Here is a 16,137-nt window from a genome sequence, read left to right on the forward strand (position 1 = left end):
GGATGATTAGATATTTATCGCTGGTCAAGCGGAACCCAATCAATCACCCAAGCTGATTTCATATTTAAGCTTTCATCCGTTGTAATTTTCTTACGGGTTGCATCAGCTACATCGCGGTCTTTGGCTGGACCAACCATAATACGAATCCCTTTAGACGTCGGACTAGTGGTCACTTTATAACCTTTTGCACGCAACTTAGAAACAACGGCATCTGCATTGGCTTGGTTCGCAGCTAAGGCGACTTGTACCATCCATTTTTTATCACCATTTTCCATCAGATCACGCGCTTTTTCAGCTTCGGCTTTCTTATCGGCTTCAGCTTTACGCTTTTCTTCTGCTGCTTTCTTATCCGCATCAGCTTTACGTTTATCTTCAGCTGCTTTCTTATCAGCTTCGGCTTTACGCTTATCTTCAGCTGCTTTCTTGTCAGCTTCGGCTTTACGCTTATCTTCAGCTGCTTTCTTGTCAGCTTCGGCTTTACGCTTGTCTTCTGCTGCTTTCTTATCCGCATCAGCTTTACGTTTATCTTCCGCTAACTTCTTTTCAGCATCAGACTTCTGTTGATCTGTTTTTTGCTGCTCAGCACGCTTCTTTTCATCGGCTTTACGCTTTTCTTCAGCAAGACGCTGTGCCTTGGCTTTTTCGTCTTCAACTAATTCGGGTGGAATATTATCCGAGCTTTCCTGAGCTGCAGTACGACGTGCATTAATCGCTGCATATTCTTCTGCAGCTTTACGTGCTGCTGCTGCTTCGGCCTGTTGCTGCATCTTTAAGAATTCAGCTGCACGTGCTTCTTGTTCAGCCACTGCTTTTTCACGTGATCGACGCTGTTCTTCCAGTAAACGCTTTTCTGTTTCCACATCGACAGCCAATGGTTGTAATGACACCATTTCGCTGTCTTGAGCTGGCTGTGCCGTTTTCGGTTTAGACTCAGTTTTGGGAATCGGATGAGTAACTGGAGCTTGCGTGTGATCTTGCTCAATTTCATCATTGCCTTTTAACAGCAATGCAGCTAATAAAACACCACCACCGAGTAGAACAACGCCGCCCATCCAACGTTGTTTGTTATTCATCGACATTCTTCTAAATACTCCCAGACCGCTTCTAAAGTATGAAACGAACCACAGACTAAAATCAGCTGATTGTTATTACTTTGTTTCAGCACAGTTTCAAACGCTTGCTGGATACTGCCGAACTCGTATACCTGTTGCCCTTGCAATGCATCATGTATCTGTTGCACTGGTGCGGCTCTAGGCACATCTAAATTAGCAATAAACCAATCTTTTACTGTTGTTTTTAGTAAATCAGTGACCGATGGAATGTCTTTATCGGCCAGCATTGAAAATACTGCAACAACATCTGTGTACTGTTTATTGTATTTTAAGAATTTTCGCAACTGCTTCAATAAAAATTCGACGCCATGCGCATTATGCCCAGCATCAAAAATCACGGTTTTATCTTGGATTTGTCGTATTTCAAAACGACCTTGTAAACGTGCTTGTTGGATACCTGTTGCAATCGCTGCTTGCGAAACCTCAATACCACTCGCCAATACAGCGGCAACTGCGGTAGAAATATTGTCGAGTGCTAGCTGTCCAACAGGAAGCTGTAAGGTTGTGCCAGAAGAAGCAAATGACCAAGTTTGGCCATCATCATTGAACTGGTAAAAATAATCCCGATTCAAGGCATATAGCTGCGCTTGGGTTTCAACCACTTTATCTTGAATGGCTTGCGGCAATTGTTGTTGACCAGCAAACACTACTGGAATATTCGGACGAATAATCCCTGCTTTTTCAAATGCGATTTTTTCTACGGTGTCACCGAGCCAATCTACATGATCTAAACCAATATTGGTAATCACTGCAATATCAGGATCAATCACATTGACCACATCAAGACGACCGCCTAGACCGACTTCAAGTACCCAAACATCACATTGTTGTTGTTTAAAAATCAAAAAAGCAGCCAAAGTGGTTGCTTCAAAAAAAGACAAACTCAAACCACATTCACGTCGGGCTTGATCCACCAAAACAAAAGCATCGACCAGACTTTGATCATCAACCTCTGTACCTGCCAATTTAACGCGTTCATTAAAACGATAAATATGCGGTGATTGATACAGACCAACCTTATAGCCTTGCGCATTTAAAATCGCAGCTAAAGTTGTGGTGGTTGAACCTTTACCATTGGTTCCAGCGACGGTAAATACCTTTGCTTTAGGTCGCATCACATCCAATTTTTCAGCAACAGGAATGACACGTTCTAAACCTAAATCAATGCCTGTAACATGAACATGGCCCCAATAATCGAGCCATGTTGTTAGTGTATCTGTTGAATGTGGTGCAAGTGGTTTCAAGGTAAATTCATCAGCTTAGCGACAAGTCGGTATACAGTATCACGTAATGCATGACGATGAACAATTTGATCGACCACACCATGATCAAGCAAATATTCTGCACGTTGGAACGGCTCTTCCAGTTTTTCACGAACCGTCTGTTCAATCACACGTTTACCAGCAAAGCCAATCATGGCTTTCGGTTCAGCAATATGTACATCGCCAAGCATCGCCAATGATGCCGTTACACCACCGTATACAGGATGGGTTAATACCACCAAGTATGGAACACGTGCTTCTTTCATTTTCTGGATTGCAGCCGCAGTACGCGCCATCTGCATCAAAGACAACATGCCTTCCTGCATACGTGCACCGCCAGAAGCAGCAAAACAGATCATCGGTTGGTGCAATGCGATTGCACGTTCAGCGGCCTGCACAAAACGGTCACCAACGACGGTACCCATTGAACCCGCCATAAAATCAAACTCAAAGGCACACGCAATCAGATCTAGGCCTTTCAACGAGCCCTGCATCACCACAAGTGCTTCGGTTTCATCTGTTTTGTCTTGTGCTTCACGAATACGATCTGGATAAGGTTTGCTATCCACAAACTTTAATGGATCTTTGGGATTAAATTCCTGACCTAACTCACCATTGACTTGATCAAAGAACCAGTTCAAACGATCACGCGCACGCATATGTAAGTGCTCATCACACTGAGGACAGACATAAGCATTAAATGACATTGCAGTACGTGTTACCAGCGCATGACACTCAGGACATTCAATCGTAGGCTCAGTAAAGGTCGCTTTAAATATCTGTTGTTGATCTGCAACCTGAATACCAGGGACATGACGCTCAGTCCAAGGTGTTGAAGGGTTAAGAACCTTCCCTGATGTTAACTCTTGACTCATACTAACTCATCGAGCGCAGCTCGAAGCTCCTTCACTTTATTCACCGTCTGTTGCGCAGCTTCATCCGCTGGCAATGTCGCAAAAGATTTAACGAAAGCACTTCCTACAATCACGGCATCGGCAACTTGACCCATTGCTTTTGCAGACGCAGCATCACTAATCCCGAAGCCAACGCCTACTGGCACATTGGTTTTAGACTTAATTTTTGCAATACGCTCTGCTGCTTCAGAGGTATCTAAAGTTGCTGCACCAGTCACACCTTTGAGGGACACATAGTAAACAAAGCCGCTCGCCTGATTGACCACATGTTGGATACGTTGGTCTGTTGAAGTAGGTGCAAGCAAGAAGATCTGATCCATTCCATTCTGTTTAAGAACTTCACCTAATTGCTTAGACTCTTCTGGTGGTAAGTCCACCAAAAGTACCCCATCAACACCACAGTCTTTCGCATAAGCAACAAACTTTTCATAACCAATGACTTCGACAGGATTTAAATATCCCATCAATACCACGGGTGTCGTTTGGTCTTTTTCACGAAAGGCTTTCACCATATCCAATGCATCTAAGGTATTGGTTCCACCTGCCAAAGCACGCTCTGCGGCTAAAGCAATCACAGGGCCATCTGCCATCGGGTCAGAGAATGGTAGACCCAGTTCAATGACATCGACACCTGCTTCAACCATTTGGTGAAGCAATGGAACGGTTACCTGTGGATGCGGGTCACCTGCCATAACATAAGAAACAAGCGCTTTACGTTGCTGAGATTTAAGCTGTTCAAAACGAGTGGCAAGACGTGACATAGGATTATGCTTTCCTGATTTATATAAATTAAGGAGTTGTTTGTAGTCATACAAAAACACTGCATTGTAACGCTATTTTTTGTTCATTGAACAGAGTTTGACGTGATTGCGACAGTGAATCTTGCTACTTACAACAGCCTTGCTACATTTATCTATATTTTGAGTTTTTTCTCAATGATCAAAGCTTCCTAATTTTGGGCTTATCGCATAGCATTTTAGAAATCAGCCAAGCTCCTTTATACTAGCCGCAATTTTTAAGTTTTCTTTTTATTTTTATGTCTGCCCACTCTCAGGAAAAAGTACAAAGCAATGCCCTTGCTTTGCTACCGCTATTGGTATTTTTGATCATCTTTCTCGGGAGTGGTGTCTATCATTCAATGATTGGGACAGAATTTGCCTTCTATCAAGTCAAGGCACCTGTTGCAGCCATTCCAGCCGTGATTTTAGCTTTGTTGTTATATAAACAAAAACTAAATGCGGCAATTGAAGAATTTTTGCAAGGTGCCAGTCACCCCAATCTGATTCTGATGTTTATGGTATTTATGCTGGCAGGTGCTTTTGCCAGTGTCTCCAGTGCCATTGGCAGTGTTGATGCAACGGTACAGTTAGGGCTTTCGCTTATTTCACCAGAATTTGTCTTACCCATGCTGTTTATCATTGCCGCGTTTATTGCAACGGCAATGGGAACATCAATGGGCACCATTGCCGCCTGTGCCCCAATCGCCTTTGGTTTTGCCCAAGCCACTGATATTGCACCTGTCTATGCCATTGGTGCCGTAGTCGGTGGCGCCATGTTTGGCGACAATCTATCTATGATCTCAGATACTACCATTGCAGCAACTCGTAGCCAAAATGTTGAGCTTAGAGATAAGTTTAGAGTCAATGTCTGGATTGCACTCCCTGCGGCCATTATTACCTTATTGGTCTATATCTCGATGAGCCATGAGGCGGAAGCGATTCAATCAACACCTTATGATCTCTGGCTGATTCTGCCTTATCTGGCTGTGTTTTTCCTCGCTTTTACCCGTTTGCATGTCTTGGCCGTGCTGATGATTGGGGTGATTTTATCAGGGCTAATGGGTCTAATTGAAAAGCCAGATTTTGATATCCTCAAACTGAATAGTGCGATTTATGATGGCTTTGTCGGCATGTTTGAGGTGGCATTACTTTCCATGTTGCTTGGTGGACTATCTACCTTGATGCAGAAAGAAGGTGGTTTACAATGGCTAATCCAACGTATTTACGCCATTACACGCCTCTTCAAATTCGGTAAACAACGTGCTGGTGAATTAGGGATTAGTTTCCTAGTGGTATTCTCGAATCTCTTTGTTGCCAATAACACCGTGGCAATTATTTTATCTGGTGACATGGCGCGTGAAGTGGCAAGAGAATATGGGGTTGATCCTAAGCGCAGTGCGGCTTTGCTTGATATTTTCTCGTGCGTGGTTCAAGGGATTATCCCCTACGGCGCACAGCTGCTGTTGGCCTGTTCGATTGCCAAGCTCTCTCCCGTTGAATTGATTGGCAATATTTATTATTGCTGGATCCTTGCAATTTGCGCAGTCCTCGCAATTGTCTTTAATTATCCGCGTTTAAAACTGCGCTAAAAAATTTAGATTAATCATTGAATATAGCAACGACTCTTACATTTTTAATAATTTTTTAATTTAAGCGACAATTTACTATCGTGGCAGGCGACATGGATGTCGCCCGTTGGACTGCGGTAACAAGGATGTACCGTCAGTCCAACAAAGGATTTTTGTTACTTTTCATCCATGAAAAGTAAAGAAGATATTAAAATGATCCGATAATTCATAAATTAAGTTACAGTAGCCAAAACCCATTTATTAAAAGTTGGTTAGCCATAAAATCTAAAGAGATTTTAAAAACTGCTTGGGAGTAACTCCTGTCCAACGCTTAAACGCCCGCCCAAACGCACTCTGATCGGCATAATTCAACCGCTCCGCAATCTCAGAAAAAGACTTACCTTGTTGCAAATACAGTTTGCTCTGCTCCAATCGATACTGATCAAGTACATCCTGAAAATTTAGCTCATAGGCTTTAAGCTGACGTTGTAGCGTTCGTTCCGAACAATGCAGACGCTTTGCCACATAACTTTGCAACACCTCTTCCTGCTGCATTAAACCTTGCTCGATAAAGCCATGTATCTTTTGGCGAAATTGCTGCTGTTGGATTTCAAAAGAACTCACGCTATTCAATGAATGCTGCGCTTGAGTGGATAACACTTGATTCAGTTGCAGATCGGCAGCAATACTTTTTGCCTTTAAAATTTGATTGGAAAAACGAATCGCATACTGCCCCTGCTGAATCTGAATCGGACAACCATAGAATTTTTCAAAATGATAAAGCGCTGTATGCGGTGCATAACCAAATTGAATCATCTGCGGTGGCACTAAAGCATCCTGCACGATCAATTGTGAAATTTTAAAGATCAAGGCCAGATTGAGCTCGTACATTTCCCGATAGTCACTATAGGATGCACTCCAAACAATTTGAATATATTCAGAAAATTGCTGCACATCGAGTTGTTCTAAATTGGTTTGCTTAAAGACGAGAGAATAATAGCGTTGTAATAATTGAAGTGCTTGTTGTAGATCAATACTGGTCGATGCCAAATAGCCCATCAAACCCAAATCTTGCAAATTGGCATGCTCGGCCAACACCAAAGTAATCGGACGAGTAAAGTGTGCTTGAGCAGCCTGTAATAACAAGGCATAGCGTTCGACATCAAAGTCACGCTCATCGGGGTTTTCCAGACAGGCTTGAAAGGCTTGCCAAAGTTCAGGTGCAACAACTTTAGACAAATCAATTTGTTCCTGTTGTAAAACACGATTAAACAAACGCAAATATCCAATGATTATTTTAACTGACATGGGCCAATCTCATCCTGAGCTGTCGTTATTTGTATAAAACTTGGCTGTAACTGTCAAAACATTTCATCGGACTTTTTCCATACTGAGTGCATGAAGAAAAACAAGGAATAGTCAAGATGAATGCACATGTTTCCTATCAAGTTGATCCTGTTGTCAGAACCAAATTGGACTTCCACCTCGACCAAGCACCGCGCTTTTGGTTCGGTGGTGATCCGTTCCGTACACGTATGTTTGATGCTTTAAGTCTTACCTTTCCTGATGGCGAGCGCTACTTTATTGAATGTGTCCGTTTATTCCGTGACAAAATTGATGACCCAGACTTGCAGGAACGTGTTGCTGATTTTATCCGTCAGGAAGCACAACATGGTATTGCCCATGACAAAATGAACCAAGTCATGAAAGATCAAGGAATGCCTGTAGATCAGTTCACAACGCGTTTAAAGAAAATTTTTAGATTTGAACTCAAGAATCGCTCACCACAATACAACATTGCCATGACCGCAGCAGCCGAGCATTTAACTGCGCTGATGGCCGATACCTTCTATAGCAAAAAAGCAACTTTGGCGGAAGCTGATCCCTTTGTACGTGCACTTTTTGCTTGGCATGCGATTGAAGAAATGGAGCATCGCGATGTCGCCTTTGATGTAATGCGTGAAGTCGGTGAAGTGCCAGAAGCAACCCGTCGCTTTGCCTTGGTGTTTACCACAGTGATGATGTTTGGCTTTACCTTGTATCGCACTGATGTGATGCTCAAAACCGATGGTTTTAATTTAAGACAACGTTTTGATATGGCACGTAAAGGTTTGCCTTGGTTCTTTGGTCGTAACGGGATTTTAACAGCGAAAAGAGCACAATATAGCGACTGGTTTAAAAAGGATTTCCATCCAAATCAACATCCTGTTATTCGCCAATACGATGTCTGGATTGATACTTTAGCCAAAACCAATGATCCAATTGCGGCAGGTGAAGCGTTCTGGCAAGCTGGGCTTTAAAAATATATATTTTAAATCTCCTTATACTTAATTAAAGGTATAAGGAGTTAAGTATATAAAGATAAATTTTTACTTAAAAAAATTCTTAGTTTTTTCTAAATAGTCTAGATTTTCCTTATTTCTATGTTGAATTGCATTATCTAGTCTATCTACCACACAGCCACCCCATTGCTTAAATTTAGCTTTAGGAATAGATTCGTTTTCTGCTATTCCCATTTCAGCCATACATTCCTTTCTATAAAAGTGATCTAAATTTAGTAATAAATCTGAATTAGCTTCAGATTCAGTATTCACAACTGCAATTTTTTTGCCATCTTCAATATAATAATCAACTTTGGTTCTTGAACACCAAGTTCCAGCTTGATTGCAATTCTCATAATCCATTAGAGCAGATTGCATAGGTTGTTCAGCTAGTACATGAAGAGATGCTACTAGTAATAGTATTAAAAAAACTCTATTCATTTTATGCGTAAAAACCTCTAAATTTTACATATCACCACTTCGCATAATGCTGTTCTAATAAACCATATTGCTGATCCAACGCCACCACTTCAACCTGCTCATGTGCAATGGTGCCACTGACTTTGGCTTGCCATTGATTAAACTGACTGCCAATCAAACGCAAGTTAATATTCTCAAAACGACACCAGCCTGTTTCGACAACCAAATTCAAACATCCGCCCAATGAACGAATCGACCACGTCGTTTCATTTTGCTGTTCAAATAAAACATCCGTCAGTGGATACAAACGACCATTCACCCACAAGGCATTTTCATTACCAAAACTTTCATTGACTCCCGATGCAAGATTCAACCCAATCCGACGGTCCTGTGCATCACGGAACTGGCAAGACAACCAGAACCAAGCTGTTTCAGGACGCAAAAAGCCACAGGTATCATCCAAAGCTGCAAGGCTCTGCGCATTAAATTCAATCTGTTGTCGATCTGGGCTGATAAAGAATCCCTCAACCGCCAATGTGGTTTGCTTCTGGGTATAAGTCCAACCATTAATCCCCGTCGGGCTACACAAACTTAAAGCATCCGTGCCCGCACAAAAAATTCGGGCTTTCAGTTGTACTTCACCATGTTTGGTCACTTGGATATAGCGCACTCCATTGGCATGTTGCATATCAAATTGATAAGCCGATTTTTTAAAATGACTTTGACTAAATAAAGGTTGCTCATCGAGCTGTGTTTTTAATGCCAATGGTTGGATTGCATTCCACTCAATCACTTTCTCTGACTGATGGTCATAGACATAGAAAAAACCATGCCCTGCCCAAGATAAATCAACAATTGCGACCCCAATGCTGTAATGCTCATGCTGCAAACCACAGAATTTAAATTTTTTATATTTAAGCTGTTTGCGCCAACCTGTTAACACCTGACCATAAGGTGTTTTATAAATATAGTCATCCAAGTTAATGCGCGAAGGTACTTGCTCAAAACGCCCATAACGCGGTTGACCATTGGCTTGTATCAAATCCATTTTCTATTCCATGATTGCTGAGTCGCATCTACGCCCATAATAGACTGTAAGTGATCAAATTTACTACTATTTTTATGTTGGAAAATTCTAATTACCACATATTTTTTCCAGCAATTTTAAAATTCTGAACAATACTTTTTAGCTCACTATTTCATCAAATATTCATACAGAAGTTTTATTTTAAAAACAATCTTATACCACCCGATCAAAAACCATGATGACTCATAGACTATTAAAAGCAAACGTACTCTGTCTCATGATGCTGGCTTTAACAGCTTGTAATGACAATGATGATAATAACGAAACGCCAACAGTTGAACGCAAAAATCAGAATATCAACATCCTTGCGTTTAACGACTTTCACGGTAATTTAGAACCACCAAAACGTTTTATTGAAGCAGATGATCCCAGTGATAACAGTAAAACCGTACGCATTCCTGTTGGTGGCGTCAGTTATTTTGCCGATGCCATTAAAAAGCTACGTGCTCAATACCCCAATAATGCGGTGGTTTCAGCGGGTGACTTAATTAGTGCTTCCCCACTCACTTCATCGCTGTTCTTGGATGAACCCACCATTGAAGCCATGAATGACATTCAGATTGATTTCAATGCGGTTGGTAATCATGAATTTGACCGCGGGACAGATGAATTACGTCGTTTGCAAAATGGTGGCTGTCAACAATATACCAGTGCCAAACCCTGCCAGATCAACCCCAAATTTGAGGGTGCAAAATTCAATTTCTTGGCCGCTAATGTTTCAATGAAGAATGATCCCAAGAAAACCCTATTCCCTGCTTATAAAGTCAAAAGCTATGGTGGCATTCCTGTTGCCTTTATTGGCATGACCCTGAAAGCGACACCAAGTATTGTCTCAGCTGCTGGTATTAAAGATGTTAACTTTAATGATGAAGCGGATACCGTCAATGCCCTAATTCCTGAGTTAAAAAAACAAGGAATCGAAGCGATTGTCGTGGTAGTGCATGAAGGTGTGGCACCAAGTACCAAATTTAATAAGAAAACTTGTGATGGTCTCAGTGGTCCATTACTCGGTATCCTCGATCGTTTAGACCCAGCGGTTGATGTAGTCGTTTCAGGTCATACCCATCAGTCTTATATCTGTGATTATGCTACCAAGAATCCACAAAAACCGTTTTTACTTACTTCTGCGGGTCAATACGGCACAGCCATTACCAACATTCAGTTAGAACTAGATGGCAAAACAGGTAATGTGATTAAAAAAGATGCCAAGCAAGTTCCGATTCAAAGTGAAGCCTATAGCTCTGGCACAACCACGGTAGGCTTGACCAATCTATATGAAAAATTCAATAAGACGCCAAGTATCGAGGCAATTCTGGATAAATATCGCCAAGCCGTCACCACCATTTCAGCCCGTGTGGTCGGTACAGCCAATGGTGTCATTAATCGTAATGCCACCGAAAGCGGTGAAAGCCCACTTGGTAATTTGATTGCCGATGCGCAACAAGCCATGGCATTAACAGCAAGTAATCAAGGCTCTGACTTTACCTTGATGAATCCAGGCGGTGTTCGTGCCGATTTATTGGTAAATAGCAGCAATCAGATCACCTTTGGCGATGTCTTTACGGTACAGCCTTTTGGTAATTCGGTCGTGACTCTTAGTCTGACAGGCAAGCAGATTCGTGATGTGTTAGAACAGCAATGGTCAGGTGCAAACACAGCCACAGTTCGTATCTTACAGCCATCTAAAGAGTTCAGTTATTCGTATAAGAAAGATACATCGGTTTCTCCACGCGCCAGCAATATCTTAGTTGCAGGACAAGCACTCGTGGATAGTAAGGTTTACCGCGTGACGGTGAACAGTTTCCTTGCCGATGGCGGTGATAACTTTACGGTATTAAAAGAAGGTAAAAATCCAGTCGGTGGCGGACAAGATATCGACGCATTAGAAAAATATGTGGCGCAGCATTCTCTACTGACGGCACCTAAAACAGATCGAATCAAAGTACTTCCTTAAGCGCATACGCAATAAAAAAAATAGGGAAGCAATTGCTTCCCTATTTTCATTTTTACTACTGATCAATCCAAAGTCAGATAAGTATTTTCCCAAACTGTAGGATTAAACTCACCTTGAACTAAATGAATATAACGCCCCGCAACATGATCAATTGGAATGCAATCATCGACATCCACCACACGATCGGTATGCGGTTTATGCCAATCTTGTTCGATAAATTGTTTACCTAACTGTTTTGCAATCACTGCATCAGGTGCAACGACTAAATGATAGCTATGTAATTCACCAAAAGCGTTAAGTGAATATCCACCTAGATTAATCAAATATAATTTTTCATCCAAAGCCGACGGTGCGGCATCGGAAAACTGAATTTGATAATTCACGCCTTGTGATTGAACACCTGAAATCTGTGCCCAAGCATCTATATGTAAGCCTTTCGATTCACCAAACCAAGCCTGTTTAAGCTGAGGTATGACTTCAGACAATGATTCACCTATTGCCATCACCACATCATGCACTTCAGTATTGGCCTTTGCATGTCGGCCACCCAACATCACCATAAACAAACTTGGCATTTTGAAAACTTACATCTCGACCATTTCAACACCATCAATACGCGCAACCGTCATCAAGTCTTTATCGCCACGACCTGAAACTGTTGCAATAATAATTTGATCTTTCGACATGGTTGGCGCGAGTTTAGTGACATAAGCCATGGCATGTGAGCTTTCAAGCGCAGGAATAATTCCTTCGATTTGAGTGAGATCACGGAAACCTTGTAAAGCTTCATCATCATTGATTGGCACATATTCAACACGGTTCATGTCTTTCAGGAAACTATGCTCAGGCCCAACACCAGGATAGTCCAAACCTGCTGAAATACTATGTGTTTCAATGATTTGCCCTTGTTCATCAGACATTAAGTAAGTACGATTACCATGTAACACGCCCACATGGCCAGCATTTAATGGTGCAGAGTGTTTACCCGTTTCAATGCCATAACCAGCGGCTTCAACACCGTACATTTTCACGTCTTGATCATTCAAGAATGGATAGAACAAGCCCATCGCATTTGAACCACCACCTACACAAGCCACCAAAGCATCTGGCAAACGCCCCGCTTGTTGTTGGATTTGTTGGCGAGCTTCGCGGCCAATAATCGACTGAAAATCACGAACCAGCTGCGGATATGGATGTGGGCCTGCAACAGTACCAATCACATAATAGGTGCTATCCACATTGGTCACCCAATCGCGCATCGCTTCGTTCATGGCATCTTTCAATGTTTTTGAACCACTTTGCACAGGCACCACCGTTGCACCCAACAAACGCATACGATAGACATTCATGGCCTGACGTTTCACGTCTTCAGCGCCCATGTACACCACACATTCCATACCCAAGCGTGCTGCAATCGTTGCTGTCGCCACACCGTGTTGACCTGCACCTGTTTCCGCAATGATGCGCTTTTTACCTGATAGCTTTGCCAATAAAGCCTGACCAATGGTGTTATTAACCTTGTGCGAACCAGTATGGTTCAAGTCTTCACGTTTCAGGTAAATTTGCGCACCGCCGAGGTGCTGAGACCATCGTTCAGCATAATAAAGCGGGCTAGGACGACCAACATAGAATGCAAGATCACGGTCAAACTCCGCTAAAAACTGTGCATCATTCTTCATACGACCATAAAGACTCTCGAGGTCTTCAAGTGCAGCCATCAGCGTTTCGGATACAAAACGTCCACCATGAATACCGAAATGCCCTTGAGCATCTGGAAACTGGGTGTAGTCAATCACTTGATTTTTTTGACTAAGGCTTTGCTGATCCACGTTGGACTCCTTGCATAAATTTTTCAATCAGTTGTTGGTCTTTTATACCTTTTGCGGACTCGACGCCTCCGCTGACATCTACAGCAAATGCCGCTGTAGTATCAATAGCTTCACTGACATTTTCAGGGGTTAATCCGCCTGCCAAAATGAGTGGAATTTCAAGTTGCGGGAATTGGGTCCAGTCAAAACTGTGCCCTGTGCCGCCTTTCAGTTCAGGATGCCATGCATCAAGCAAGACGGCACCAGCTCCCGCTGCTTGATAACGCTGGATTTCAGCCACAATATCTAAATCAGGTTTGACTTGAATGGCCTTATACCAACGGCGTTTACAGTGTGCTGCAATTAATTGGCATTGTTCTGGCGTTTCATCGCCATGTAGTTGTAATACATCCAAAGCAACGGAATCAAGCACCGTTTGTATTTGTTCAGCACTGGCATTTACAAATAAGCCGACCAATTGCACATAAGGTGGTACCAGCTTTGCCAAGCTTTGGGCTTGCTCGATACTGACATGACGTGGACTGGGTGGAAAAAATACAAAACCAATCGCATCTGCCCCTGCTTGGACAACGGCTTGGATATCTTGTGCTCGGGTAATTCCACAAATCTTGGCGCGAGTTCGCATTTGGCTTTGGCGCATGAGCTGTCCAATTTAAACTGAATATTTTTGAAACTTTCGCATTGTAATCCAATTTGACTTGCTTTGGGCAAAGTTCATTCGGAAATGCAATTGTTTAAAAAACGTTAACACTTTATACTTTGCGTAATCTTGCAACAAGTCTAAAGCAAATTCTTTTGTTTATAGGGAAGTTGGTGTAAGTCCAACACTGCCCTCGCAACGGTAACACCGAATCACTCATCTCAGCTCAAAGCCAAATCACTGCATCGGTATGATGTGGGAAGATGATGAGTAACATCATTCATTTGATGATTATAGTGAAGTCCGGAGACCTGCTTGTTGTTTATTTCCACATTATCATTCACGACGGGTGAATGTCTGGAGCGACATCATGTCTACTGTTTTTCAACCGACTCGTTTAGTTGGTGCTATCGCTATTGCGATGGGGTTTTCTTCACCTGCTTTTGCTCAAGATCAATCAAGCGATAAAACTGCGACGCTAGATACGATTGTTGTGACAGCATCTCGTACTGAACAAAAAATCAGTGAAGTTCCTGCGCGAATCAATATTATTGAACCGAAAATTCTTGAGCAGTCACCAATTGCATCTTTACCACAATTATTACAAACCGATGCTTCTATCAATATGGTACAAAGCGGTGGCTATGGCCAGACAGCTTCTATCTTCCTACGTGGTGGTAATTCAAACCAAACGCTTGTTTTAAGAGACGGTGTCCGCCTGAATTCAGCAACTTCTGGCACAGCCTCTTTACCATTTATTGATACAACTGATATTAAGCAGATCGAAGTATTAAAAGGTCCTGCATCAGTTTTATATGGTACTGATGCAATCTCAGGCGTAGTTCAACTTATTTCTAAAACACCAGAAAAAACCGCTGCATTTGTAACAGGTGAAATAGGTGAAAATAAAACCTATAAATCTGTAGTAGGTGCAGATCTGGCTGAAAATGGTTTCTATGCACAAATTCGTGGGCAACGCCTTGAAACGGATGGGACACCTGTAAAAGAGATAAAAAATGCAGCCGATGCCTCATTTGATCAAAAGGGCTATAGTGCAAAAGTTGGCGTTGATAAAGAGCAATATGCGGCTTCGGTTGATTATAGTGAGAACCAAGGTTCTAGCGATTACGATATCTCAGGCAAATTCGTTTCTCAAGATTTTAAAAATGAAATCATTAACGTCAAAGGACGTTTAAATATTCTTGATAATTTAGCCGTACATGCCCGTTTCTCTCAATTTAAAGATGAATTAGATCAAAATAATTCAATAGATTTTGTGCATAGTAAAACACAAGAATCTGAAATCTATGGTCAATGGGGCTTTACACCAAATCAAAAGCTTCTCGTTGGTGTAACACACCGAAATATTGATGGTGATGTGATTTCCTATGGCACGCCATATCAAGAGGATATTGATTCAACAGGTTATTATATCCAGCACAAATATGATCAAGCAGGATTAAACACCCAAGTTGGTATCCGTGTAGAAGACAATGAAAAATTCGGTACACATACTGTTGCTCAAGGATCTGTTCGTTATCAATTGCTACCTTTAACTAGTATTTATGCAAATATTGGTTCAGCTTTTAAAGCTCCAACACTCAATGATATGTATGCTTATGGTGGTAACCCAAACCTTAAACCAGAAGAAAGTTTGTCTTATGAAATCGGTCTAGACCAAAAACTGGCTTACAATATTTCAACTGGTTTATCTCTCTATACTACAGAAGTAGATAATCTCATTGCTTTTGATGGCGTTCTGAATCAAATGAGTAACGTTGAAAAAGCTAAAATGGAAGGTAGTGAGCTGTATGTGAAATGGCAAGGTGAAAACCTGTTTACTAATTTAAGCTATAACTATGTTCGAGCTAAAGACAAGAAAAATGATGAAGATTTAAGTCGTCGTCCTCGTCAAAATATTACTTTGACTGCAGGTTGGACCGATGAACAATATACCTTCTCGACTACAATGCTAGCGAATGGTGATTACGACAACAGTGCTTTTGACAATGTTCAAATCCCTGGACACTTCCGTGTAGACATGCATGGACAATACAAAGTGAATAAAAATGTAGATGTTTTTGCGAACATCCAAAATGTAGGTGATTCAAAATATCGTACCGCTTATGGTAGTGGTAGTTACTACATCAACGGTGGTCGCCTAGCTTCTGCAGGTGTCACATTCCGTTATTAATCGCATGATAAAATAATAAAAAATATTTTCTTAACTCCAGTTTCGGGGTAATGTTCT

14 protein-coding genes and 1 riboswitch are annotated in these 16,137 nt (G+C 41.8%); of the genes, 4 read left to right on the forward strand and 10 right to left on the reverse strand.

What is annotated here, in order from left to right; translation table 11 throughout:
• Window positions 1-14: 14 nt before the first annotated feature.
• The 4 genes from F3J02_RS12875 to trpA are packed head-to-tail and all read right to left on the reverse strand — an operon-like array spanning window position 15 to window position 4,049.
• Complete coding sequence (locus tag F3J02_RS12875) at window positions 15-1,079, reverse strand: SPOR domain-containing protein (RefSeq protein WP_167249857.1); 1,065 nt, start codon at window positions 1,077-1,079, stop codon at window positions 15-17.
• The gene (gene folC / locus F3J02_RS12880; RefSeq protein WP_167249859.1) at window positions 1,070-2,356 is read right to left on the reverse strand and encodes a bifunctional tetrahydrofolate synthase/dihydrofolate synthase; all 1,287 of its coding nucleotides are present in this window, start codon (window positions 2,354-2,356) and stop codon (window positions 1,070-1,072) included. The genes F3J02_RS12875 and folC overlap by 10 nt, the downstream gene beginning before the upstream one ends.
• The gene (accD, locus tag F3J02_RS12885; protein ID WP_167249861.1) at window positions 2,353-3,249 is read right to left on the reverse strand and encodes an acetyl-CoA carboxylase, carboxyltransferase subunit beta; all 897 of its coding nucleotides are present in this window, start codon (window positions 3,247-3,249) and stop codon (window positions 2,353-2,355) included. Before accD ends, folC begins: the two co-directional genes overlap by 4 nt.
• The gene (gene trpA / locus F3J02_RS12890; protein ID WP_167249863.1) at window positions 3,246-4,049 is read right to left on the reverse strand and encodes a tryptophan synthase subunit alpha; all 804 of its coding nucleotides are present in this window, start codon (window positions 4,047-4,049) and stop codon (window positions 3,246-3,248) included. The genes accD and trpA overlap by 4 nt, the downstream gene beginning before the upstream one ends.
• 275 nt (window positions 4,050-4,324) lie before the next feature.
• Here trpA and F3J02_RS12895 point away from each other — a divergent pair, with 275 nt between their 5' ends.
• Window positions 4,325-5,656, forward strand: a complete 1,332-nt coding sequence (locus F3J02_RS12895; protein WP_167249865.1) for a Na+/H+ antiporter NhaC family protein — start codon at window positions 4,325-4,327, stop codon at window positions 5,654-5,656.
• 264 nt (window positions 5,657-5,920) lie between these two features.
• Here the strand turns inward: F3J02_RS12895 and F3J02_RS12900 are convergent, their stop codons facing one another.
• Window positions 5,921-6,943 (reverse strand): AraC family transcriptional regulator, encoded by a 1,023-nt coding sequence (locus F3J02_RS12900; protein WP_167249867.1) that lies wholly within the window; start codon window positions 6,941-6,943, stop codon window positions 5,921-5,923.
• Between the two features lie 116 nt (window positions 6,944-7,059).
• On the opposite strand from F3J02_RS12900, the gene F3J02_RS12905 reads away from it, so the two are divergent.
• Window positions 7,060-7,935: a metal-dependent hydrolase gene (locus F3J02_RS12905; protein ID WP_016651169.1), complete on the forward strand. Its 876-nt coding sequence runs from the start codon at window positions 7,060-7,062 to the stop codon at window positions 7,933-7,935.
• A 69-nt stretch (window positions 7,936-8,004) separates the two neighbouring features.
• Here the strand turns inward: F3J02_RS12905 and F3J02_RS12910 are convergent, their stop codons facing one another.
• Both F3J02_RS12910 and F3J02_RS12915 read right to left on the reverse strand, forming a co-directional pair.
• The gene (locus F3J02_RS12910) at window positions 8,005-8,334 is read right to left on the reverse strand and encodes a hypothetical protein (protein WP_167249869.1); all 330 of its coding nucleotides are present in this window, start codon (window positions 8,332-8,334) and stop codon (window positions 8,005-8,007) included.
• A 94-nt stretch (window positions 8,335-8,428) separates the two neighbouring features.
• A complete protein-coding gene (locus tag F3J02_RS12915; RefSeq protein WP_167249871.1) occupies window positions 8,429-9,424 on the reverse strand; it encodes a DUF2804 domain-containing protein in 996 nt (331 codons plus the stop codon).
• Window positions 9,425-9,638: 214 nt separating this feature from the next.
• Between F3J02_RS12915 and F3J02_RS12920 the strand changes: the two genes are divergently transcribed.
• Window positions 9,639-11,417 (forward strand): bifunctional metallophosphatase/5'-nucleotidase, encoded by a 1,779-nt coding sequence (locus tag F3J02_RS12920; RefSeq protein ID WP_167249873.1) that lies wholly within the window; start codon window positions 9,639-9,641, stop codon window positions 11,415-11,417.
• Window positions 11,418-11,479: 62 nt separating this feature from the next.
• Here the strand turns inward: F3J02_RS12920 and F3J02_RS12925 are convergent, their stop codons facing one another.
• The 3 genes from F3J02_RS12925 to F3J02_RS12935 are packed head-to-tail and all read right to left on the reverse strand — an operon-like array spanning window position 11,480 to window position 13,886.
• Entirely contained in the window at window positions 11,480-11,992 is a 513-nt protein-coding gene (locus F3J02_RS12925; RefSeq protein WP_167249875.1) for a DUF1543 domain-containing protein, read from the reverse strand.
• 9 nt (window positions 11,993-12,001) lie between these two features.
• Window positions 12,002-13,246, reverse strand: a complete 1,245-nt coding sequence (gene trpB / locus F3J02_RS12930) for a tryptophan synthase subunit beta (protein WP_159414313.1) — start codon at window positions 13,244-13,246, stop codon at window positions 12,002-12,004.
• Complete coding sequence (locus F3J02_RS12935) at window positions 13,227-13,886, reverse strand: phosphoribosylanthranilate isomerase (protein ID WP_167249877.1); 660 nt, start codon at window positions 13,884-13,886, stop codon at window positions 13,227-13,229. Before F3J02_RS12935 ends, trpB begins: the two co-directional genes overlap by 20 nt.
• Before the next feature lie 119 nt (window positions 13,887-14,005).
• Window positions 14,006-14,220: riboswitch (cobalamin riboswitch) on the forward strand.
• A 36-nt stretch (window positions 14,221-14,256) separates the two neighbouring features.
• Here F3J02_RS12935 and F3J02_RS12940 point away from each other — a divergent pair.
• Window positions 14,257-16,080 carry a TonB-dependent receptor plug domain-containing protein gene (locus F3J02_RS12940; RefSeq protein WP_167249879.1) on the forward strand — a complete coding sequence of 608 codons (1,824 nt, stop codon included), beginning with the start codon at window positions 14,257-14,259 and terminating at the stop codon, window positions 16,078-16,080.
• Window positions 16,081-16,137: the final 57 nt, after the last annotated feature.

Source organism: Acinetobacter sp. Tr-809 (genome assembly GCF_011753255.1).
Classification (GTDB): Bacteria; Pseudomonadota; Gammaproteobacteria; order Pseudomonadales; family Moraxellaceae; genus Acinetobacter.

Excerpts from the sequence above, each read along its gene's own strand:
- F3J02_RS12875 (WP_167249857.1), bottom strand. The coding sequence starts at position 1,079 with ATGTCGATGAATAACAAACAACGTTGGATGGGCGGCGTTGTTCTACTC.
- accD (WP_167249861.1), bottom strand. The coding sequence starts at position 3,249 with ATGAGTCAAGAGTTAACATCAGGGAAGGTTCTTAACCCTTCAACACCT.
- trpA (WP_167249863.1), bottom strand. The coding sequence starts at position 4,049 with ATGTCACGTCTTGCCACTCGTTTTGAACAGCTTAAATCTCAGCAACGT.
- F3J02_RS12895 (WP_167249865.1), top strand. The coding sequence starts at position 4,325 with ATGTCTGCCCACTCTCAGGAAAAAGTACAAAGCAATGCCCTTGCTTTG.
- F3J02_RS12900 (WP_167249867.1), bottom strand. The coding sequence starts at position 6,943 with ATGTCAGTTAAAATAATCATTGGATATTTGCGTTTGTTTAATCGTGTT.
- F3J02_RS12905 (WP_016651169.1), top strand. The coding sequence starts at position 7,060 with ATGAATGCACATGTTTCCTATCAAGTTGATCCTGTTGTCAGAACCAAA.
- F3J02_RS12910 (WP_167249869.1), bottom strand. The coding sequence starts at position 8,334 with ATGCAATCTGCTCTAATGGATTATGAGAATTGCAATCAAGCTGGAACT.
- F3J02_RS12915 (WP_167249871.1), bottom strand. The coding sequence starts at position 9,424 with ATGGATTTGATACAAGCCAATGGTCAACCGCGTTATGGGCGTTTTGAG.
- F3J02_RS12920 (WP_167249873.1), top strand. The coding sequence starts at position 9,639 with ATGATGACTCATAGACTATTAAAAGCAAACGTACTCTGTCTCATGATG.
- F3J02_RS12925 (WP_167249875.1), bottom strand. The coding sequence starts at position 11,992 with ATGCCAAGTTTGTTTATGGTGATGTTGGGTGGCCGACATGCAAAGGCC.
- F3J02_RS12935 (WP_167249877.1), bottom strand. The coding sequence starts at position 13,886 with ATGCGCCAAAGCCAAATGCGAACTCGCGCCAAGATTTGTGGAATTACC.
- F3J02_RS12940 (WP_167249879.1), top strand. The coding sequence starts at position 14,257 with ATGTCTACTGTTTTTCAACCGACTCGTTTAGTTGGTGCTATCGCTATT.